This window comes from Methanoculleus marisnigri JR1, from assembly GCF_000015825.1.
Classification (GTDB): domain Archaea; phylum Halobacteriota; class Methanomicrobia; order Methanomicrobiales; family Methanoculleaceae; genus Methanoculleus; species Methanoculleus marisnigri.
In genome coordinates, this window is sequence record NC_009051.1 from 1,666,732 (window position 1) to 1,686,952 (window position 20,221).

Genomic DNA, 20,221 nt, shown 5'->3' on the forward strand with positions numbered 1-20,221 from the left:
ACCGCCACCCCCCCCTCACCGTGCCCCAAGCGGCATGCACATATCCCCGAGCACGCCAAACCATTCTGTACGAAAGGGTGCCGAAAATGCTGGATCGGGAGTTCGAACGGATTGGAAAGAGGCTCTTTATGGAAGGGCTCGTCGGAGCGAATTTCGGGAACATGAGCGTTCGGGGCGAGGGCGGCTTTAACATCACCCGGTCCGGCGCGTACCTCGACGCGAGGGAGATGCCGGTCTTCGTGCCGGATGCGGGCGACGCCCCGCGCGAGGCCTCGAGCGAGTACCGGGTCCACCGGGCGGTCTACCGGGAGACGCCCCACTCTACGATCGTCCACGCCCACCCGGTCCACACCGTCGCCGCCTCGCTCGATACCGACCTCGTCCGGCCGGCCGACAGCGAGGGAGGGGTGCTCTGCCCCGAGATCCCGGTCGTCACCGGGGATCCGGGGACCGACGAGATCGCAGAGAACGTCGCCCGGGCGCTCCGGGACGGCCATATCGTCATCGTCCGGGGGCACGGGACGTTTGCCGCCGGAAAAACGCTCGACGAGGCGTACATCTACACCTCGATCGCCGAGTACGCCTGCCGGATCCTCTTCTTATCGGGGAGGCTTCGGGGGGTTCTGTAACTGCTCGATCTGGCGGGTTGTCTCGCGGTGAAACCCGAGCAGCATGTCGCTGATCACGCCGAACATGAAGATCTGAAAACCCATCGTGATCAAAAGGACCGTGAGGATGGTGAGCGGCAGGTGCTCGATGTTCTTGAGCCACTCGAGGACGACGTAGACGCCGATGGCGCCCCCCAGAAGCGATATGAAGAGACCGATGATCCCGAAGTAAAAGATCGGGTTGTTCATCTTCGCGAGCCGGTATATAGTCGAGAAGATTCTGAGGCCGTCCTGGAACGGGTTTAGTTTCGTGACGGTCCCGGGCCTCGCCAGGTACCGGACCGGGACGACCGTGACCCGCTGTCCGTTCCTCACCGCCTCGACCGCCATCTCCGTCTCGATCTCGAACCCCGCCTCTTTAAGCGTCATCTGCCGGATCGACTGGAGAGTGAAGGCGCGGTAGCCGGAGAGGATATCGCTGAGGGCTTTTCCGTGCGCTATCCGAAACATCACGTTGAGGAGCTGGTTGCCGAGGAGGTTCAACCGCGTGAACGCTCCCGCCTCGGGATTGACGAGGCGATCGCCGATGACGTGATCGAATCCCCGGCCGAGGGGTTCGAGCATCTTCTCCGCGTCGTCCGGCGAGTAGGTGCCGTCGCCGTCGAGCATGAGCACGTAGGGCTGGTCGATGATATCCACGGCCTCGATGATGGCGTTGCCCTTTCCCTTCCCCGTCTGGCTCCGGACGACCGCTCCCGCGGCCCGCGCGATATCGGGCGTCCCGTCGGTACTGTTCCCGTCCATGACAAGGATGTGGAGAAAACCGCGCTGCCGGAACCCCTCGACCAGTTCACCGATCGTCGGGGCCTCGTTTAACGTTGGGATGAAGATACAGACCTCATCTCGCTCGACGCTCATTGGTGTACTATATCCGATTGAGCAACATAAGGACTTCGCATGCACGTAGCCAAATCGGGGCTCCGTGCTCTCGGTATCGCCGAGAGTTATTCAGGGCGGGAGGAGTCCACCCTTGCCGGCGTCGTCATGCGAAAGGACCTCCGGATCGACGGAGCGGCCTTCGCCCGGGTGACCGTCGGCGGATCGGATGCCACCGATGCGGTCGTCCGGCTCTTCACCCGTCTCGCCCGGCGGGACATCAACCTCCTGATGATCGGCGGGAGCGTCATCGCCTGGTATAACATCATCGACCCGGCGGCGGTGCATGCCGCGACCGGTCTTCCCGTCATCGTCGCCACCTACGAGGAGTCGGAGGGGCTCGACGAGGATATCCGACGCCACTTCCCGGGCGACGTCAAGAGGCTCGCGGCATACCGGAGGCTCGGCGCCCGGCTCCCCGTCCGGCTGCGGTCGGGGTATACGCTTTTTGTCCGCTCATGCGGCATCTCCCCGGAAGACGCCGCACGGCTCTGCAACGACTTCACATACGAAGGAAGGGTGCCCGAACCCATCCGGGTGGCGCGGCTCGTCGCCCGCGGCGTCGTCCGGTCGTCAGGATGCGTCGGGTTCGCCCCTGACGACCATGACCGTTGACGCCGCGTGGTCGACGGCGTAGGAACTGGTGCTCCCGAGGAAGAAGCGGCCGAGCCGGCCCTTGCCGTGCGACCCGACCACGGTCAGGTCGGCGCCGAGTTCCCGCGCCAGCGCGATGATCTCCGCTCCCGGGTGTCCCCAGCGTTTGTGGACGGTGAGCGGGACACCGATGGCGGCAGCCTCTTGCTCCACGTCGGCGAGGATCTCGTCGGCCTCCCGGTCGAGCGCATCGAGAAGCGCCTGCTGGGCGATATCGGGAGGTTCGAGCTGGTTGAGGGTCAGCGAGGGATACGTGGCGGTCTGGACGACGTGTACGGCATGCACGGAGGCCTCCATGGCGCGGGCGACGGCCAGGGCCTCTTCGAGCGCCCGGTGACCGATCTCCGATCCGTCGACCGCCACGAGAACTGATTTGAACATAACAGTCATTAGAAGCGTTCCGGTACAAAAACATGGTCTTTGAGAACGATGCGCCTCAGGCCCGCACCGTGTGTTTCGAGATCACCTTCCCGCTACGTTTATCCACCACCTGCAGAGTGACCTCTGCGCCCGGGTAGAAGGTTCCGTCGGTGAGATCCGCCGTCATCGTCTCGCCCGGGTTCCAGAAGGGGGTGCAGCAGCCCTCGCCGCTGAGAGTCTTTACCCCGTAGTGGTGCGACGGGATGAGGAGATGGCCGTTCAAGGTATGGACGATGCAGGCCCTGTAGCCGTTCACGTAGAAGACCGCCCTCAGGCAATCGTTCTCGTATGTCGTGCTCCCGTTGTTCTTGAGGGTGACCCTGCTCGCATACGTCAGTGCTCCGGCACCTGTGTTGACGTGGGAGATCTCGGTGATGATGATCGATGGCTGCGGCGGTTCGTCCCACGAACCGGTGGGGAACATCGAAAGCAGCAATAACAGGAGAATAGCGGCGAGAATGACGGTGACCGCAACCATCAGGAACACGCCGTGCGTGTCCGAAAGAGCGGTCTCGCCCTTAGCGATCCGCCTCACCGGGGCTGCCGGTGAGCCGGAGGGATGCTCTCCCCTCCGCGCAGCACCTGATGATCGGCCCCTAATACGGCATTCCATATGTCTGAGCTAGATTCCGGTAACGCCCGTAGGAATATGAGTCCAGTTTGGGTCCCTCGCTCTGTACCTTGTCCCGTATCTTGTTCCACTCGACGGCATCGGTGTGCTCGCGCCAGATGCTCTCGAAGGAGTCTCCTTCGGCTATGACGAAGACTTTCGGCTTCGACGTCAGTTTCTTCCCGGAATCTCCGTACTCCCCACCGGCATCGGTCGGGATGGCCGGCACCGTGGTCTCGATGAACGCGTACCCCGTGTCCCGGTAGCAGTACTGGTCGGGTGCCCTGATGCCCACGGCCATATGGCTCTCCTGCTCGAACTCGAAGAGCGCGACGCCGTACCCCAGGTCACGAAGGATGTACGCAAGCAGGAGCGACTTCTCGTCGCAGTCCCCGTCCTGGTGGTAGAGCACGTGGTACGGGTACTTGGCCGCCGTATCGAACGAGTAATCGGCGTAAGGGATCTGCTGCACCATGCTGATCGCGGTACGCACCTGGTTGTCGGGCTCGGACTCGGCAGCCCGGATGTTGCCGGCAAGCTGGTGCAGGTATCGGTCCTGGACGCTCTCATTGATAAACTGGAGCCAGTATTCACGTTCGATACGGAACGGGGTAGGATGCCTCGTGGACAGATAGTCGTTGACACCCCGGTAGGCATCGAACCGGATCGAACCCGGCTTGCCGCGGAGAACATACGGATAGTTGATGGTCTTTGGTCCTTTCTCCAGGGTCTCGTTGGAGATCTCCGGTGAACTGAGGCCCGACGCTTCAAGCGTCCCGGTGACCGTCGTTCCTACCGACGAGACGATCTGCCCGCCCCAGATGGCGGCTATGCCGATGATGACAAGGATGACGATCACAGCCCCGAGAGGGAATTTGCGCGGATGGTAAGGGTCGCCGGACATACGATGATAAATTCATTACCGAATATATAAACATTTTCAAAATTATTCGATGCCGTGGAGAGAGGGCCGGAGGTTGTGAGGGGGGAGATCGGCGGTACGGGATTTACGCCGCATCTAAGAGAGCAGATGTAACAACACCGAAATTACAGGGGAAATCGGATCCCGGGGGATTTTCGGCGCCTGTGCCCTCTCAGGAAAAACGGAATCACCGTCCCTCGCGGGGACCGACCGGCCAGGAGTTAAAGCACCAGAGGTGCGTCCGGGGAGCGCAGAGCGCGGACATCGGACCCCCGGCACTCGGGTGACGCGGCCCCGGGATCCATCTCGACGGTTGTAACTCCGCAAGTTATTGCAGGGACAAACTTTCTTCTCCTCCGCACCCAGGGAGGATCATGGCCGAAGCAGAACGAACACAACTACCCGGATACGTGCGCCTATCCCGGAGCGGCGAACTGGAGGAGCGGGCACGGCGAGCGCACGAGGTGCTCCGCGACTGCGTCGTCTGCCCCCAGGAGTGCCGCGTGAACCGTATCGAGGACGAGGAAGGGTTCTGCCGGACAGGTCTTTCACCACGAGTCTCGAGTTACAGCCCGCATTTCGGCGAAGAGTCCCCGCTTGTCGGGAGGAACGGTTCGGGAACGATATTCTTCGCTGGCTGCAACATGCGGTGCGAGTTCTGCCAGAACTACGAGATCAGCCAGTGCGAGGTCGGCTACGCGGTCTCGTGCGAAGACCTCGCCGCGATCATGCTCCGCCTGCAGGAACGCGGGTGCCACAACGTCAACTTTGTCTCCCCCTCGCACGTCGTCCCCCAGATCCTCCGTGCGGTCGCCTTCGCCGCCCCCCGGGGCCTCGACATCCCGCTGGTCTACAACAGCGGCGGCTACGATTCCGTGGAGACCCTGCGGCTCCTCGACGGCATCGTCGACATCTACATGCCGGACGCGAAGTACGGGCGGGACGACGTGGCGCTGGAACTCTCCCACGCCCCCGGCTATACCGGCCGGATGCATGCCGCATTAAAAGAGATGCACCGGCAGGTCGGCGACCTCGAGGTCAGGGACGGCGTCGCGGTGCGGGGCATGATCATCAGGCACCTGGTGCTCCCGGGGAACCTTGCAAACAGCGAGATGGTGATGAAGTTCGTCGCAGAGGAGATATCGCGCGACTCCTACGTGAACGTCATGGCCCAGTACCACCCGGCATGGAAGGCATCCGAAGGAGGGAGGAGCCCGGTGCTTGCGGCACTGCAACGCCCGATAACGGCGCGGGAGTATGCCTACGCCGTCCGCTGCGCACAGGAGAACGGCCTCACCCGGGGGTTCCCGTGAAAAGTGAACGGGAGACCCCGCCACCAAAAGACTATCCGCTCGAACGAAGAGAGAACTCTGGAGTGCAGGTGAGAAGAGAGGCAGGACTCCGGTACGCGGCCCTGACCGATACCGGAAAGCGGGAGCAGAACGAGGACGCGTATTTCGCCGGCCGGATGAACGGGCACTACCTCTTCGCCGTCGCGGACGGTCTCGGGGGGCATGCCTGCGGAGAGGTTGCGAGCAGGATGGCGATCGAGATCCTCGCGGAGGCTGCAGACAGGGAACTCATGGAGAGCGAACCCGCCGAACTGCTCGGAAACGCGTTCCAGCGCATCAACGCCGCAATTCTTGCATATAACAGGAATAAGGGTCTGAACGCAGGCACAACGCTCTCGGCGACAGTCGTCGGGGAGTCGGGCAGGTGCTGGATCGGCACGGTGGGCGACAGCAGGACGCATATCGTCACGCCGGCCTCCGTCTGGCATACGCGCGACCAGACCTACGTCCAGGGCCTGGTGGAGGCGGGAACCATCTCCCCGACCGAGGCGATGCTCCACCCGCAAAAGAACGTCCTGACCCAGGCGCTCGGCCTCTCGGCCCGGGTACGGATCGGCCTCGACGAAAGGGATCTCGCCGGAGGGGTTCTCCTGATCAGTTCGGACGGGCTGCACGATTACGTCCCGGAGGGCGTCATCCGGGAGATCGTGCTCGAAAACGATCCCGATACGGCATGCCGGAGGCTGATCGGTGCCGCCCGGGACGCGGCAAGCACCGACAACACCACGGTGATCGTTGCTAGAGCATGACAGGGCCTTATATTCAGGGTTTACTGTCACAGCAACCAACCGTTCTTCGCGTTCTTCGAACCTGCGGTGCTCAAACTCCAGACTCGAAGCCTGACGGCTTCTCATGCTCCGGACGTCCCGTCCGTCGCACCCTACGGCCCGTCATTCCCTATATCGCGGAGCGCTTCAAGGATTGCCGCACGGACGCCGTCGGTCGCCTCACCCTCCAGGGCGGCACGCAGCGCCAGAACCGCCTCCTCGCCGCCGATCGTCCCGAGCGATCGGGCGACGCTCCGTCGGACGAACTCGTTCTCGTCGTTTCGCATCGGCCCGAGCCGCTCGACCGCCCGGGGATCGCCGAGCAGCCCGAGCCCTTTCGCCGCCATGTAGCGGACGTGATCCTTTTCATCGTCGAGGGCGGCGACGAGGGCCGCATACGCCTCGCCGTCGGCGAGCAGCCCGAGGGCCTCCGCCGCACGATAGCGCACCCTCCAGTCGCCGTCCGATAGCAGGGCGATGCAGGCGGGCACGGCATGTTTTCCAATCGCCACGAGCCCGTGCATCGCTTCCGCCCGCACCGTCTTGTTCGGGTTCGAGAGCCTTGCGATGAGAACCTGCAGGTCCCGGCTATTCGAACGATCGTCTCCCGGTTCAGGAGGTATACTCTGAGTCATGATTCCGTCACATCCGCGGCGTAAGCCGGGGCGTAGATAAACATTGAAGCGGCTGCGTAATAAGTTCTCAGGAGCGCCGGAGCTCGTTGCAGGCACCGAATCCCGGCGGCAACCCCTGCCGTCAGATCAGAGACCCGATGCGTAGAGGACCAGGCCTGCAAAGATAAGAATGAGGATACCGGTCCCGAAGATGAGCGTCCCCAGAATATCGAAAACGGGATCGCTCGCGATCCATTTCCCCAGAGCGTGCATGAGAGCGGATACTTCATCAAGGTATATATATTTTACCTTAAGAATAAAAATAACATTTAACATATAATGGTTTTCAAGAACCGATAATTCCAGAATTTCTGTCTCGCCGGATTATCGGCAAATTCAGGGAGCAATACGGATATTCCCGGCAGCACAAGAGGTTAGTGTTCCGCGGCCGGAGGAACGGCTCCGCTGAGGGCTGGAAAAATGAAAGAAAGTGACGCCCAGGACGGAATTCGAATCCGTGTCGACGGCGTGACAGGCCGTCATGATAGGCCACTACACTACCTGGGCACTCAATGTTCGAGGGGATCCCGCCTCCCGGATTCGAACCGGGGACATCGCGGTAGCCGCGCAGTTCGCCCGAGAGCGAAGACTATACTACAGCCGCGCACTCTACCAGTCTGAGTTAAGGCGGGTCTCTGCTCTAATAATGTTAGATCGAGTTGTTATTAAATATTTCGCAGGATTTGCGGGGAACGGTAGAACACAGACGTTATTCTATATATACAACTTCAGATAACGAGTAGGTATGAACCCTACAAACGCTGAAGCACCTAGGAACGCTGAAGCGTACTGTCTTCTTCACCGATAGCCGTGCGAACAAGAACGTCACTGTTTTCGACACCACACTGCGCGACGGTGAACAAACACCGGGCATCTCGTTCACGCTCGAAGAGAAGCTCGGTATTGCAGAACAGCTCTCCGGAATAGGAGTCCACGCCATCGAAGCGGGCTTTCCCGCATCCTCCGATGCCGAACGTGAGATAGTTCGGGCCATCAAAGGTCTCGATCTTTCGACGCAGGTCTGCGGCCTTGCGCGGTCGCTCCGGGCCGACGTAGATGCGTGCATCGACTGCGGCGTCGACATGGTTCACGTCTTCATCCCGACCTCCGACGTCCAGCGCGAGTACACCATCAGAAAGACCCGCGAGCAGGTCCTCGAGGCAACCGGGGATATCATCGCGTATGCACGCGACCACGTCGACCGGTGCATGTTCTCCGCGATGGACGCCACGAGAACCGACTGGGATTACCTGATAGAGGTATACCGCGTTGCGGTGGACGCCGGAGCGACGATCATCAACGTGCCCGACACGGTCGGCGTGATCACCCCGACGGCCATGAAGCACCTCATCGAGCGGATCGACCGCGAGGTGAACTGCCCGATCGACGTCCACTGCCACAACGACTTCGGGCTTGCGGTGGCGAACACCATCGCGGCGGTCGAGGCCGGCGCCTCCCAGGTGCAGGTGACGGTGAACGGCATCGGCGAACGGGCCGGAAACGCCGACCTCGCGCAGACGGTGATGGCGCTGTCGTCCATCTACGGGATCGATACCGGCATCCGGACGACGGGCCTCGTCGAGACTTCAAGGCTCGTCGCCCGCTACGCGGGGATGAGCATCCCGGCAACGTTCCCGATCGTCGGCGAGAACGCCTTTGCCCACGAGAGCGGGATCCACTCCCACGGCGTGATCACCCGGTCGGATACGTTCGAGCCGGGTATCATGACGCCGGAGATGGTCGGCCACCGGCGCAGGCTGAAACTCGGCAAACACGCCGGGAGGCATGCGGTCAAGCAGATGCTCGCCGACGTGCATATGGAGCCCGCCGACACGCAGCTCGACGAGATCGTCCTGCGGGTGAAGGCGATTGCCGGGAAGGGCAAGCGGGTGACGGACGCGGACCTCTACGAGATCGCGGAGAGCGTCATGCAACTCGCGCCCGACGAGAAGACCCTGGAGCTCCAGGACGTCGCCATCATGACCGGCAACCACGTCATCCCGACGGCGAGCGTCAGGGCGACCGTCGACGGAGTCGAGCACACCTTCTCGAGCATCGGCAACGGCCCGGTGGACGCGGCCGTGCGGGCGATCCTCGGGATCATCCCGGCCCCGGTGCAGCTCAAAGAGTTCAACATCGAGGCGATCTCCGGGGGCACCGATGCTCTCGGGCACGTCACCATCTCCGTCGAGGACGAGCGGGGCCGGGTCTTCGATGCCAGCGCCTCGAGCGACGACATCATCCTCGCATCGGTCGAGGCGGTGATCAACGCGATCAACCTCGTCTGCCGGACGCACAAACTCGACCGCGAGGAGTGAGCACTTCACTCCTTTTTTTACAAAAAAGTTCGGGGATCAGGCGGGGCCGGGAGGCTGCTGTTTACCTTCCAGCGCTCCCCTGATCTGCGAGGATAGCTGCTCGAACCTGCCCTGAAGCGCCTTCTCCTGCTTTTCGAGCGACTTGACGCGGAGTTCGAGCGTCTCGATACGCTCGTTTAAGGACGCGAGCACCTGCTCCTTGCTCTTCTGCATCATGACGCTGCCGACGTTCATGAAGACCGCCGCATCCTCGGGGACGTCGGCCAGATCCTCGACCGCGCGCCTGGCCTCGCGGATCGTCAGTTCATACTGCCCTTTCTGCGATACCACGGTCTGGAGCTGCTGCTGCATCTGCTGGAGCATCGCCAGCTGATTCTGTACTTTTGGCGGGATGTTTTCCATATTCATCTACTCCTCGAATGAGACGAAGATCGGTAACGATATTTCGGGTGGCGGACAGCGGCCTTCCCGGCACCCTGCCCTTTCTCTACATGATAGGGGCGTGAAGGCCTTTAAATGTAAGGGTTCAAAGGAGTGGTTCCCGTCTCGTCCCCCTACGGGGCCGCATCGGACGGGACGGCAAGCTCCCGCATCTCGACGGCTATGGTGACCAGTCGCAGCCAGGTGTTCAGGGCCGCCCGGAGCGCGGGTATATCGGAGGCGGTCACCTCGAGGACGAGCATATCGTCGTCTGCGAGCCTGACCCGGACGGACGACCGGTCACCCACGTCGCCCATCTCCTGGCAGACGGAGAGGTAGAGGGCACGGGCATCGGGGGTCGCGAACCGGAAACGAGCGGTATGCGTCATGAGGCCACCTTCAGGGTGTAGCGTCTCCGCTGCGTTCCGTCAAAGACGATCCGGTGTCCCGTAAGGGACTCCCCGGCAAACACGACGTCGACATGATCCTTGAGCGCCTCGTACACGGGGCGATCCGAGACGAAAAGCCCGCGGGCGATCGCGCCGGGCCGCTCTTCGACGGCAAACGACCTGACACGGATCTCCACCACAGGCTCTCCGCCGTCATATACCAAAATCAGAAAAAAAGGACCGGATTTCGAGACGACCAGAACCGATCCGGCAAGGGAAAAAAGGTCGCCCATGCCCGCTTTGCCGCGGGTGACGTACTCGGCGCCGATCGAGAACGCCAGATCCCGCGCAAGGGTGCGCACCTCGGGAACGGGTTTACGTGACGTCGTGACGACCGTCATCGAGCCTTCAAATCTTTTATTCCGGCTCCGCGTTCCTTGAAGAGAATGCGGTGCCCACAGTAGGGACAGCGTATATTGACGTCGATTTCTACTTTTTGTTTACAGCGAGCGCACTTATAGGCAGCCACGACCGATTAACCCTCCTTCTGCAGCGACCGCTCGATGCTCCGCGCGGCGACGCGCATCGCCGGCGTCTCCGGGACATAGCTGCCGCCTGCAAACTTGAACCCGCACTTGCGGCACGTCCAGATGCCTGTTCCCTCACGCTTGACCGCTTTCTGGTCGCAGCGGGGGCACGCATGGCTCGCGCGGGAGACCTTCTCGATCTGGTTGACTCTCTTCCGGATAAACCGGCCGTACCTCGGGCCGAAACGCCCGGAACTTCCGACTACCCTGCCCTTTGCACTCTGTTTGCGACTTGCCATTTCGCGTACCTCTTGTATGTCCTCTAATTTTTGTGCTGTCGATTAATATAGTTACTCACGACATCCGTTCGACGATCCGGGTCTCCGCATTCCCCTTGGAAACCTTGTTCACCAGGTCGTAGAACTCTTCCTGGATGCCCGCCGGAATTTTGACGACGGCGATCCAGGATCCGTCCTTCTGCCACTCTTCCCGCTCGAGCGATCCTGCGGTCGTGATCTCGTAGGCTCTCGCGGCATAATCCGCCGGGATCTTCACGGCGATCCGGATCTCCTCGAACCGGATGGGGAGGAGCGGGCGGAGCGCCTTGACCACCTCTTTGACCTGCTCCTCGACGGACTTGAAGGGGTCGATGCTCACCCGCGCCTCTTCCATCGCAAGCTCGATGCGCTGCGGGGGGTGAGGGAACCCGGACTGCGGGTTGACGGCGTTCCTCGCGATGAACGTGACGACCCGGTTCCGCTTCTCCGCGATGAGATGGCGGCGCTGTTCGGAGGTGAGGTGGATCTCGCCCTTCCGGATGATCCGGAGCGCCGCCTCTTCGAACTCGGTCGTCTTGAAGACCTTCAGGAGAGCCTCCTCGGAGGCCCGTTCGGCATGGGCAGCGTTCGAAAAGATGGAATCGGCGGCAACGACCTCCTCCAGGTCGACGTCTTCGCCCTGCCGGATGCGCATGGCCAGGTTGGGGTCGACAAGGACCTCGAACCGTTCTCCGTAACTTTCAAGCCGTGCTACTACTGCCTGGTCGAGAGGGATCATACAGATGACGCTCACTCTTCGAACTGGTCGACGTATGCCTTTACCTCATCCTTCTCCATCTTCCGGAACTCCCCGGTCTCGATGGAGACGACGCCGATCTCGATGGCGCTCACGTCGAGCTTGCCCTCCGTCGCGGCGTGCAGGGCCTTGATTCCGAGCCTGATGGCGCCGGAGAAATCCGCATCCTCCTGGTACTCGTCCTCGAAGGTCTTTATGACCGCAGGACGTCCGGTTCCGATCCCGGTCGCCTTGTACTCGAGCAGCGTGCCGCTCGGATCGGTCTCGAAGAGCCGTGCCTCCCCGTCGCTGACTCCTGCGATCAGGAGAGCGGTTCCGTAGGGGCGTGCACCGCCGAACTGGGTGTAGGTCTGCATGTGGTCGCAGAGTTTTTTCGCGAGAATCTCGACGTTGATCGGCTCGTTGTAGGAGACACGGTTGATCTGGGACTCAACTCGCGCCCGATCCACGAGAGACCGCGCATCGCCGACGAGGCCGGAGGACGCAACGCCGATATGCGCGTCGATCTTGAAGATCTTCTCGATAGAAACCGGTTCGAGGAGCCGGGACGTCACCCTTTTATCGACGATCAGCACGACGCCTTCGCTGCACTTGATTCCGACGGCCGTCGTGCCTCGTTTCACCGCTTCTCTGGCGTACTCGACCTGGTAAAGCCTTCCGTCCGGGCTGAACACCGTGATTGCCCGGTCATATCCCATCTGATATTGTGGTTGCATTATCGTTCCTCCAAATCGGCTTCGGTGAAAAACAATGACTTCTGATGCTTAATACCTTTTTCAACCAAATCAACCTTTTGACGCGGATAGCGATAGACCGCAAAATAAGTTTCCCCGATCTTCACTTCCTCGTCTCCGGGAAGCTGGCGGATCGATCTCATCCGGCGCCGCAGTGCGTGAATCGTCCCCGAGGTGGCGACCGTCCGGAGGGCGATCCGCTCATCGGCGACTGCGGTGACCGTCGAAAGCGCGACGGCGACATCCTTCTCGGTTCCCCGGCGGCACCGGACGACGACATATCCCCCTTCACAGAAGACCACCGCGGGCTGCGCAAGACCGGCAGCCGCATCGCCGAGGAGCGAGGTCGCGGCCTCGATGACCGCGAAGTACATCTGCTTCTGGTCTACCCGCGCCCTGTAGGGAAGGATCCGCGCCAGGATGTAGCGCCGCTTCGTCCGCATCGCCGGGGGTCTCGGTCTCATTCGACCACCCTCACGGGCCGGTGCGGCTCGATGAGCCGGCCGATGGACGAGAGCGCTTCGGTTACTTCCGCCCCGGTCATCTCGAAGAGTGCGCAGAGACCGTGGATCTCGCGAATAGATCGCTGCCCGAGTATCGAGCGGGCATCGGACGAAATCGTCAGCGGGAAGCCGTATCGCCGCTGCAATGAGAGGACGTCCGCATACCGCTGCAGCGCCCTCTGGCGCTTCGTCCCGCGAAGGTAGATGATGGGAGCCATCGAGATGTCCACCGCGACGCCCTGCTCGGCCGCCGTCCTTGCGGCGACGTGATCGAAGGCGTTTCTCCGGGTGGCGTGGATGCTCCTGACGACGCTCACCTCTCTGACGGAGACGACCGCCCGGTTGAAGGAGATATCCCCGGCGTCGACGTAGACGATATCGGCCCGCCGGACGGCGGGATCGCGCACCCTCTTCAGAACTTCCTTTACGGACGCGGCACCGATCACGGCACCCCGGAGAACCTCGACGCCGGATGACCGACAGGCGGCATCCCCGATAACGACGGCGCTGTCGAACCCGATTTCTGCCGCTTCGAGCGCCATCCGCGCAACCGTCGAGTCACCGGCAGGATAGGGATGTATACCGGCGTCTGTGATCTTCATCGTAGGTAGGCCGTATGAAAAAAAGGGTATTTATTTGCCGCGGTTCGCGTGGGAACGTATGCTCGGGCGCGTCTTCTCGGTTCCACGTCCGCGCGTCCGCATCCCGCGGCCCTTCATGCCGGCGGAGGTCTTGCCGCGTTCCGCCCGGCCCCGGTGAACCGGGTTCGCCAGCCACGCGAGGTTGCGGTCGCTCTTGATCGAAGGGTGGTGCCCGTCGACCAGGATGACCTCGAACCACTTGGAGCGGCCGTCCTCACCAACCCAGTAGGAGTTCAGGGCCTCCATGTTCGGGAACTTGCGGGATGCGCGCTCCTCGGCCATGCGCTGCAGGCTCTTTGCGGGAGTCAGCCGGCGCATACCCATGCGTGCGGATCTGCGCCCGCGGGTGTACCGGGGTTTCCTCCGGCCGCCGCGGCGGATCTTGACCCGCACGACGACGATTCCCTGCTTGGCCTTGTAGCCGAGCGACCGGGCCCGGTCGATCCGGGTCGGGTGCTCCACGCGCACGATACTCCCTTCGCGCCGCCAGGTCTGGAGCCGCTCCCAGAGGAGGGCTTTCACTTCCGACCGGTCGGGCCGCTTCCATGCCTCGCGTACGTAGGCATACATCGATTTTGCCATGTTTAGAATCACCTCAGGTTCAGCGTTTCCGCCACATTCCTTTTCGGGACGTATCCCGTGGTTCCTAACAGGTTGACGGGAGCGCAAATAAAGGATTCCCCCGGGGTCCCGCGCCCACCGGGGGCTCCGGTATATTGACCCTCCTTATTCTGGTATTTCACCTCACGCGAAGAGCGCGAAGCCGCGAAGTACGACTTTCCCGAAGGGAAAGGAGTTCGAGCACCGCCAGTGCGAAGTGCGACGTTCCGTAGGAACAGAGCTTGAGAAACCCGAAGGGTTTCGAAGTGCGATCTCCCCGTAGGGGAGGGAGGGTGAGAAGCATCAGACATCTCAGGGAATCCGCCAACAGCCAACCGATCTTCGCGTTCTTCGCGGCTTCGCGTGATGCCGGATCCTTCACACGAAGGGGCATGTGGGAAGATCGATCCCGCAGTGCCCTACACGCCCTTGCGTTTCTCCACGACGCGGATGGCATCCATCCGGGTGACCGGATACTGTCCGTTCTCGTCTTTCTCCGCCGACTTGACCATGTCCCAGACGGTGAGAAGGGCGACGGAGACGCCGGTGAGCGCTTCCATCTCGACGCCCGTCCGCCCGTAGGACCTGACACGGGCGGTCGCCTCGATGTAGCCGTCGCCCTCTTCGAAGTCGATGGTGATGCCCCCGAGCGGTATGGGGTGGCACATGGGGATGAGGCGCGGCGTGTCTTTCACCGCGAGGGTTGCCGCCACCCGTGCGGTCGCCAAAACGTTGCCCTTGACCGCGGTTCCTTCCCGGATGGCGCGGAGCGTCTCGCTCCGGAGGTAGATCCTGCCGCTCGCAACCGCTTCCCGGGTGACCTCGCTCTTTGCAGAGATGTCCACCATCTGTGCGCGGTCGTTCTCGATGTGGGTGAAGACCGGGGTCTTGCCGTGTTCGCCGGACTCGCTCATGTGTATCGCAGGAGATCTTCTCTCTTTTAAGGGATAAAAGAAGGCGGCTATCGGCAGTTCATTCGGGTGCGGGGTGCCGGAAGAGAATTTCCGGGATGTAGCCGGGCATATCGGTCGCGAGCATGCCTTCCCCGTGCTCCCCTGCGGCGAGCATGCCGGCCCTGCCGTTGACGTACGCGGCGATGCAGGCGGCCTCGAACGCGGGAATCCGGCAGAAGAGCGCGCCTGCGATGCCGGCTAGGAGGTCGCCCGTCCCGCCGGTGGTCATGGCGGGAGTTCCGGTCCGGTTGAACCTGACCCGCGACCCGTCGGATACGACATCGACCGGGCCCTTGAGCAGGATGGTCCCCGCCGTCGCGGCGGCCTTCGCGCACCGGCCGCGCGCCGCAAGGTCCGCCGGGGGCTCCGTCCCGGTTATCCGGGCGAACTCGCCCGCGTGCGGGGTGTAGATCGTCTCCCTCGCCGCCGGCAGGGGCAGGGCGAGCGCGTCGGCATCGAATACCGCCCGCTTCGCCGCCTCGGCGACGGCGAGCACGACGTCGTGGCTCTCCTTCCCAAGGCCCATCCCGCAGACGACCACGTCCGCCCGGTCGACGAGGGAGAGGATCGTTTCCAGGTGGTCGCCGGTGATCGCCTTCCCTTCCAGCCGCTCGTAGATCAGGTCGGGCATGGGGACGTAGGCGGGTGAGGCGACCCGCACGATGTCGGCCCCGGCGCGGAGCGCCCCCATCGCCGCGATGTAGGGCGCCCCCTGGTAGGGCCCGCCCCCGACGACGAGCACCTCGCCGCCGGCGCCTTTGTGAGCCCCCTCTGCCCGGGCCGGGACGAGCGTGAGGTCTCCGGGGCCGGTGAATATCTCCGCCTCGAGCGGGATGCCGATATCCGCGACGTCCGCGCCTTCCACCTTCGGCCGGTGGAACGAGAGAATCCGGCTCGCACGGATGCCGGGAGTGGGGACGTCGACGGCGATGACGGGCGAGCCGCTCGCGTTCGCCCGGGCAACGAGGGACGCGAGCGGCTCCCGCACCGCACCCGACGCCCCGGTGCCGAGCATGGCGTCAATGATGACATCGGCGTCGTCAAAGAGGCGGGAGAGCCCCTCGACATCTGCGGCGCACCGGACGGGGTGAAGAGATACGGAGCAGTGCCGGAGGAGAGCGAGCTGGGCGGCGGCAGAGGGAGTCGTCGAGCCGTAGTCGGGGTAGACGACGTCGACCGAATCAAGGTGCTGGAGGTAGCGGGCCGCCACCATCCCGTCGCCGCCGTTGTTCCCCCTCCCGCAGAGTACGAGGACGCGGGAGGGACCGCGGGCGAGGACGGCATCCGCGACCGCCCGGCCGGCGCTCTCCATCATCAAAAGCGACGGCTGGCCGAGCGCGACGGCGTTCCCTTCGACCGCTCTCATCCGGCCGGCGTCGATCGTGCCGGTCTCCAGAAATTCCCGCATATCGTTTGTCGCCATGTTCTGTACCTCCAGGAGCGTTGTCTGATCGGTGCTTGGCGTTTCTTTCTTAGATAGTTTTAGTTTCTGACCGGGGATGCGCCGGGGAGGCTGTTGGTTTAAAGCGGCGTCGACAGGCGACACCCACTGGTGCTTACGCTCATTCTCGGTTGCACGTGCCCATACACGGATTCCCACCGGATATCGCCATTGGGGGAACGACCGTCCGCAGGAGCGACAGTTCACTAGAACTGGAGCGTGAGCACCGAAGGTGCGAAGAACCGGCGCTCGACCACCGTCAGGTGCGAGGTGCGAACGGAGTGAGCATGAGAAGACCGAATGTCCTCGAGGGGGAGCATCCCCCCTCCCCTGTCTTTATCTCATAAAACTCTACTTGTGACCCCCACCGCCCGCGCTTCGCGCTCCTCCCGCCCCCAAGGGGGCGGGCAGTGCGTGGCGATACTCCCACGAAATCCGTAACCCCGGAGCGGGCCGGGACGCCGCACTTCCTCTAACATCTTCTCGGACGGTGGACCGTGGGGGTATCGCCGTTGGGGGTGGGGCTGACGGGGAGGGGGCAAGACCCCCTCCCCTGTCTCTACCCGCAAGACTGTACCTGTGCCCCCACTCGAAGGCCTCCGGCCTCCTCCCCCTTCCTGCTGGGCGGGGGCAGTTCCCGGGCGTTGCCGGTGGGAATCCGTGCACAGGTTTGCACGATCAAACGGGCTTGAGCCCCTCCCTCATGGGATCCTGCCTGCATCCACCTCTCGAACATCGTCAACCCCTCACACTCCCATGCATTATTGACCCTTCACCACCCACTACTATGGAGATGAGCCTCGAGAACGATGTGCGGAGAGCGGCGGATCTAATCTGCGATGCGGACTCGGTGACGATCGTCTCCCACATCGACGCCGACGGCATCAGCACGGAGGCGATCCTCGCGCAGGCGCTCACCCGCGAGAGCATGCCGGTCGAATCCGTCTTCGTCCGCCAGCTCGAGCCGATGGCGATGCGCCATGTCCCAAAGGACGGGTCCCTGAAACTCTTCGCCGACCTCGGCGCCGGGCAGCAGAACCTTCTCGAGGAACACGGCCTTTCCGCGGACGAAGTCCTGATCCTGGATCACCACGTCGGCCAGCCCTGCGGCACGGCCTACCCCCAGGTGAACAGCCTCGATCACGGCATCACCCGGATGAGCGCCGCCGGGATCGCGTACCTGGTCGCGAAGGCAATCGACCCGACAGGCATCGACCTCGCCAAACTCGCCGTCGTCGGGAACGTCGGGGACATGATGGCCCGCGAGAACTGCGGGCTGGTCGGCCCGGCACGCGAGATCGTCCAGGACGGCGTGGAGTACGGCAACATCGTCGTGCAGGACCATGACCTGAACTGCTACGGGACGTCCACCCGCCCGGTCCACGTCTGCCTCGGCTACTGCGACGACCCCTACATCGACGGGATCTCGAACAACGCGAACGCAGCACTCCGGTTCCTCGAGAGGCTCGGTGTCGAACTGAAGAACCCGCGGGGCGGGTGGCTCGTCTGGGAAGAACTCCCGTTCGATGACCGGCGCACGATCATCAGCGCCCTCGCCCAGCAGCTCATCGCCCACGGGAGGGATACCGACCGCCTGCTCGCCGAGACCTACATCTTCCCCGACGAGTCGGAACGGACGCCGCTCCGGAACGCCTCCGAGTATGCCACCCTCTTGAACGCCTGCGGCCGGTGGGCGAAACCGAAGGTTGGGAGCAGCATCTGCCGCGGGGAGCGCGGGGAGGCCTACCGCGACGCCGAGCACATGCTCGCCCACCACCGGACGGTCATCCGCGACCTGCTCCAGTACATCCTCGATGCCGGGGTGACCGAGCGGTCCCACCTCCAGTACATCCACACCGGCGACCGGTTCCCCGACACCATCGTCGGGATCGGGGCGGGGATGGCGCTCTCCAAACTGAACTGGAAGAAGCCCATGATGGTGCTCGCCGCGATGGTGGACGAGCCGGAGGTGATGAAAGTCTCGATGCGGACGAACGAGTGGGCGCTCGGCCATGGGGTCGATCTCTGCGAGGCGCTCGTCGAGGCGTCGGCGGCGGTGGGCGGCGCAGGAGGCGGGCACCGGATCGCCGCCGGGGCATTCATCCCCCACGATACAGAAGAGGAGTTTGTTGATGGTGTCAACCGAATACTCAAACGACAGTTCGCTTCGGCGGATCCGAACGATAGCTGACTTCCAGTTCGGTGCCGGGGCCGGGGTTGCGATCTTCCCCGACGAATGTACCTTCCAGTTCTCCACGACCGGGCGCATCCGCCAGGTGCGCCTCGGGAAGGAGAGACTTGCGACCGTTCGCGCACAGGACGGCCGCCTGACCCTCGGGATAACCGCAGCGGCGCTACTTTGCGCCCATCTCGCCCCCCCGGCCTACCGGGTGGCGGTGCAGGAGGACGTGGCGCCGTTCGTCGCAGACGGGAAGAACGCGATGGCAAAACACGTCGTCGCTGCCGACGAGGGCATCCGCGCAGGAGACGAGGTGCTGGTGGTGACCGGCGACGACGTGCTCCTCGCCACCGGGGCGGCCCTGCTCTCCGGGCGGGAGATGCTGGCATTTAATTACGGTGTAGCGGTAAAAGTACGGCAGGGGAGAGGATCCGAATGTTTCCAGGAAAAATAAACCCGAAAAAGATGAAGCAGATGATGAAGCAGATGGGCATGGAGATGGAGGAGCTCGAGGGCGTCGAGAAGGTCGTCATCTACACGCCCGCGGGAAACTACGTCTTTGACGAGGCTCAGGTCGTCGCGACCACCATGCAGGGGGCCACCACCTACCAGCTCACGGGGGAGGCCCGGTTCGAGGAGGCCGTCCCGGAGATCCCCGACGACGACGTCGTTCTCGTCGCATCCCAGACCGGGGCAACCGAGGAGGCCGCGAGGGCGGCGCTCGTCGAGACCCGCGGCGACATCGCCGAAGCGATCCTGAAACTCGCGCAGCAATGATCGAGACAGGCGAACGTCTTCTCCTCGTCGGCGAAGACCGCGAGTACTTCGTGACGGCGGGCGAGGGGCAGTTCTCCACCGACCGGGGGATGATCGATCTCGGGGCCCTCGCGGGCATGAACCCGGGAGACGAGGTCCGGACCCACCTCAACGTCCCGTTCACCGTGCTGCGCCCCCGGCCGACCGACTTCTTCGTCCACGCAAAACGGAGCGGAGCGCCCATGCTCCCCAAGGACATCGGAACGGTGATCGCCTACACGGGGATGAACCGCGAGGACCGCGTCCTCGACGCCGGAACCGGGAGCGGGGTCGCCGCGATCTACTTCGGGAATATTGCCCGCGAGGTGAAGACCTATGAGGTGCGCCCGGAGTTCGCCCGGATTGCCGAGAAGAACATCAGGAACGCCCGCCTCGAGAACGTCGAGGTGGTCGCGGCCGATATGCTCGAGGCGACCGGCGAGTTCGACGTCGTTCACCTCGACCTCACGATAACGCCCGCGCACGTGGAGCACGCCTTCTCGCTCCTCTCGCCCGGCGGCTATCTCTCCTGCTACACGCCGTTCCTCGAGCACACGTTCGTCGCGCTCGATGCCGCAACGCCGCTCTTCCGGGACGTCCACTGCTACGAGTGCATGGAACGGGAACTGACGCGCTCCGCCCGGGGGACCCGTCCGTCGACCAGGGTCGCGCACAGCGGCTACATCACGGTCGCGCGAAAATAG

Annotated in this window: 26 protein-coding genes and 2 tRNA genes; 9 read left to right on the top strand and 19 right to left on the bottom strand. The window is 63.2% G+C overall.

What is annotated here, in order from left to right; translation table 11 throughout:
* The first annotated feature begins 86 nt into the window (after positions 1–86).
* Positions 87–629 (top strand): aldolase, encoded by a 543-nt coding sequence (locus MEMAR_RS08135; RefSeq protein ID WP_011844499.1) that lies wholly within the window; start codon positions 87–89, stop codon positions 627–629.
* Here MEMAR_RS08135 and aglJ read toward each other — a convergent pair.
* Positions 600–1,526, bottom strand: a complete 927-nt coding sequence (gene aglJ / locus MEMAR_RS08140; RefSeq protein WP_011844500.1) for an S-layer glycoprotein N-glycosyltransferase AglJ — start codon at positions 1,524–1,526, stop codon at positions 600–602. The two genes, MEMAR_RS08135 and aglJ, sit on opposite strands and share 30 nt — an antisense overlap.
* A gap of 39 nt (positions 1,527–1,565) precedes the next feature.
* On the opposite strand from aglJ, the gene MEMAR_RS08145 reads away from it, so the two are divergent.
* Positions 1,566–2,159 carry an endonuclease dU gene (locus tag MEMAR_RS08145; RefSeq protein WP_011844501.1) on the top strand — a complete coding sequence of 198 codons (594 nt, stop codon included), beginning with the start codon at positions 1,566–1,568 and terminating at the stop codon, positions 2,157–2,159.
* Here MEMAR_RS08145 and MEMAR_RS08150 read toward each other — a convergent pair.
* From MEMAR_RS08150 to MEMAR_RS12480, 3 genes are all read right to left on the bottom strand, one after another.
* Entirely contained in the window at positions 2,118–2,579 is a 462-nt protein-coding gene (locus tag MEMAR_RS08150; RefSeq protein ID WP_048063805.1) for a universal stress protein, read from the bottom strand. The genes MEMAR_RS08145 and MEMAR_RS08150 overlap by 42 nt on opposite strands.
* A 55-nt stretch (positions 2,580–2,634) precedes the next feature.
* Positions 2,635–3,153, bottom strand: coding sequence for a type IV pilin (locus MEMAR_RS08155; protein ID WP_187147915.1), 519 nt, complete (start codon positions 3,151–3,153; stop codon positions 2,635–2,637).
* Positions 3,154–3,214: 61 nt separating this feature from the next.
* The gene (locus MEMAR_RS12480; protein WP_011844504.1) at positions 3,215–4,132 is read right to left on the bottom strand and encodes a hypothetical protein; all 918 of its coding nucleotides are present in this window, start codon (positions 4,130–4,132) and stop codon (positions 3,215–3,217) included.
* Between the two features lie 392 nt (positions 4,133–4,524).
* On the opposite strand from MEMAR_RS12480, the gene MEMAR_RS08165 reads away from it, so the two are divergent.
* On the top strand, positions 4,525–5,463 hold the full coding sequence (locus MEMAR_RS08165; protein ID WP_011844505.1) for a radical SAM protein: 939 nt from the start codon (positions 4,525–4,527) through the stop codon (positions 5,461–5,463).
* Complete coding sequence (locus MEMAR_RS08170; RefSeq protein WP_245526578.1) at positions 5,460–6,251, top strand: PP2C family protein-serine/threonine phosphatase; 792 nt, start codon at positions 5,460–5,462, stop codon at positions 6,249–6,251. Before MEMAR_RS08165 ends, MEMAR_RS08170 begins: the two co-directional genes overlap by 4 nt.
* 131 nt (positions 6,252–6,382) lie before the next feature.
* Here MEMAR_RS08170 and MEMAR_RS08175 read toward each other — a convergent pair whose 3' ends face one another.
* The 3 genes from MEMAR_RS08175 to MEMAR_RS08185 form a co-directional block, all read right to left on the bottom strand.
* On the bottom strand, positions 6,383–6,904 hold the full coding sequence (locus MEMAR_RS08175) for a HEAT repeat domain-containing protein (RefSeq protein WP_011844507.1): 522 nt from the start codon (positions 6,902–6,904) through the stop codon (positions 6,383–6,385).
* A gap of 473 nt (positions 6,905–7,377) precedes the next feature.
* A tRNA-Asp gene (locus MEMAR_RS08180) sits at positions 7,378–7,450 on the bottom strand.
* A gap of 18 nt (positions 7,451–7,468) precedes the next feature.
* Positions 7,469–7,575: transfer RNA gene (locus MEMAR_RS08185), tRNA-Tyr, on the bottom strand.
* Positions 7,576–7,722: 147 nt separating this feature from the next.
* On the opposite strand from MEMAR_RS08185, the gene MEMAR_RS08190 reads away from it, so the two are divergent.
* The gene (locus MEMAR_RS08190) at positions 7,723–9,261 is read left to right on the top strand and encodes a 2-isopropylmalate synthase (protein ID WP_048063806.1); all 1,539 of its coding nucleotides are present in this window, start codon (positions 7,723–7,725) and stop codon (positions 9,259–9,261) included.
* A 36-nt stretch (positions 9,262–9,297) separates the two neighbouring features.
* On the opposite strand, the gene MEMAR_RS08195 is transcribed toward MEMAR_RS08190, so the two are convergent.
* The 12 genes from MEMAR_RS08195 to MEMAR_RS08245 all read right to left on the bottom strand — a co-directional run bounded on the left by MEMAR_RS08195 (position 9,298) and on the right by MEMAR_RS08245 (position 16,525).
* Entirely contained in the window at positions 9,298–9,663 is a 366-nt protein-coding gene (locus MEMAR_RS08195) for a prefoldin subunit beta (RefSeq protein ID WP_011844510.1), read from the bottom strand.
* A 152-nt stretch (positions 9,664–9,815) separates the two neighbouring features.
* The gene (locus tag MEMAR_RS08200) at positions 9,816–10,070 is read right to left on the bottom strand and encodes a KEOPS complex subunit Pcc1 (RefSeq protein WP_011844511.1); all 255 of its coding nucleotides are present in this window, start codon (positions 10,068–10,070) and stop codon (positions 9,816–9,818) included.
* Positions 10,067–10,471 carry a Brix domain-containing protein gene (locus MEMAR_RS08205; protein ID WP_011844512.1) on the bottom strand — a complete coding sequence of 135 codons (405 nt, stop codon included), beginning with the start codon at positions 10,469–10,471 and terminating at the stop codon, positions 10,067–10,069. Before MEMAR_RS08205 ends, MEMAR_RS08200 begins: the two co-directional genes overlap by 4 nt.
* Complete coding sequence (locus tag MEMAR_RS12770) at positions 10,468–10,599, bottom strand: DNA-directed RNA polymerase subunit P (protein ID WP_011844513.1); 132 nt, start codon at positions 10,597–10,599, stop codon at positions 10,468–10,470. The genes MEMAR_RS08205 and MEMAR_RS12770 overlap by 4 nt, the downstream gene beginning before the upstream one ends.
* Positions 10,600–10,605: 6 nt before the next feature.
* Positions 10,606–10,896, bottom strand: a complete 291-nt coding sequence (locus MEMAR_RS08210) for a 50S ribosomal protein L37ae (protein WP_011844514.1) — start codon at positions 10,894–10,896, stop codon at positions 10,606–10,608.
* A gap of 55 nt (positions 10,897–10,951) precedes the next feature.
* Positions 10,952–11,653, bottom strand: a complete 702-nt coding sequence (locus MEMAR_RS08215) for a ribosome assembly factor SBDS (protein WP_011844515.1) — start codon at positions 11,651–11,653, stop codon at positions 10,952–10,954.
* 11 nt (positions 11,654–11,664) lie between these two features.
* Positions 11,665–12,387 (bottom strand): archaeal proteasome endopeptidase complex subunit alpha, encoded by a 723-nt coding sequence (gene psmA, locus MEMAR_RS08220; protein ID WP_011844516.1) that lies wholly within the window; start codon positions 12,385–12,387, stop codon positions 11,665–11,667.
* A complete protein-coding gene (locus MEMAR_RS08225) occupies positions 12,387–12,869 on the bottom strand; it encodes an Rpp14/Pop5 family protein (RefSeq protein ID WP_011844517.1) in 483 nt (160 codons plus the stop codon). Before MEMAR_RS08225 ends, psmA begins: the two co-directional genes overlap by 1 nt.
* Positions 12,866–13,510 (bottom strand): RNase P subunit p30 family protein, encoded by a 645-nt coding sequence (locus tag MEMAR_RS08230; RefSeq protein WP_011844518.1) that lies wholly within the window; start codon positions 13,508–13,510, stop codon positions 12,866–12,868. Before MEMAR_RS08230 ends, MEMAR_RS08225 begins: the two co-directional genes overlap by 4 nt.
* Before the next feature lie 30 nt (positions 13,511–13,540).
* Positions 13,541–14,131 carry a 50S ribosomal protein L15e gene (locus MEMAR_RS08235; protein WP_011844519.1) on the bottom strand — a complete coding sequence of 197 codons (591 nt, stop codon included), beginning with the start codon at positions 14,129–14,131 and terminating at the stop codon, positions 13,541–13,543.
* A gap of 437 nt (positions 14,132–14,568) precedes the next feature.
* Positions 14,569–15,063, bottom strand: a complete 495-nt coding sequence (moaC, locus tag MEMAR_RS08240) for a cyclic pyranopterin monophosphate synthase MoaC (protein WP_011844520.1) — start codon at positions 15,061–15,063, stop codon at positions 14,569–14,571.
* Positions 15,064–15,121: 58 nt separating this feature from the next.
* A complete protein-coding gene (locus MEMAR_RS08245) occupies positions 15,122–16,525 on the bottom strand; it encodes a bifunctional ADP-dependent NAD(P)H-hydrate dehydratase/NAD(P)H-hydrate epimerase (RefSeq protein ID WP_011844521.1) in 1,404 nt (467 codons plus the stop codon).
* An 811-nt stretch (positions 16,526–17,336) separates the two neighbouring features.
* On the opposite strand from MEMAR_RS08245, the gene MEMAR_RS08250 reads away from it, so the two are divergent.
* Genes MEMAR_RS08250 through MEMAR_RS08265 form a run of 4 tightly spaced genes read left to right on the top strand, consistent with a single transcriptional unit; the run spans position 17,337 to position 20,221 of the window.
* Positions 17,337–18,734 (top strand): DHHA1 domain-containing protein, encoded by a 1,398-nt coding sequence (locus MEMAR_RS08250; RefSeq protein ID WP_011844522.1) that lies wholly within the window; start codon positions 17,337–17,339, stop codon positions 18,732–18,734.
* Entirely contained in the window at positions 18,676–19,176 is a 501-nt protein-coding gene (locus MEMAR_RS08255; RefSeq protein WP_011844523.1) for a PUA domain-containing protein, read from the top strand. The genes MEMAR_RS08250 and MEMAR_RS08255 overlap by 59 nt, the downstream gene beginning before the upstream one ends.
* Positions 19,158–19,499, top strand: coding sequence for a nascent polypeptide-associated complex protein (locus MEMAR_RS08260; RefSeq protein ID WP_011844524.1), 342 nt, complete (start codon positions 19,158–19,160; stop codon positions 19,497–19,499). Before MEMAR_RS08255 ends, MEMAR_RS08260 begins: the two co-directional genes overlap by 19 nt.
* A complete protein-coding gene (locus MEMAR_RS08265) occupies positions 19,496–20,221 on the top strand; it encodes a methyltransferase domain-containing protein (protein WP_011844525.1) in 726 nt (241 codons plus the stop codon). Before MEMAR_RS08260 ends, MEMAR_RS08265 begins: the two co-directional genes overlap by 4 nt.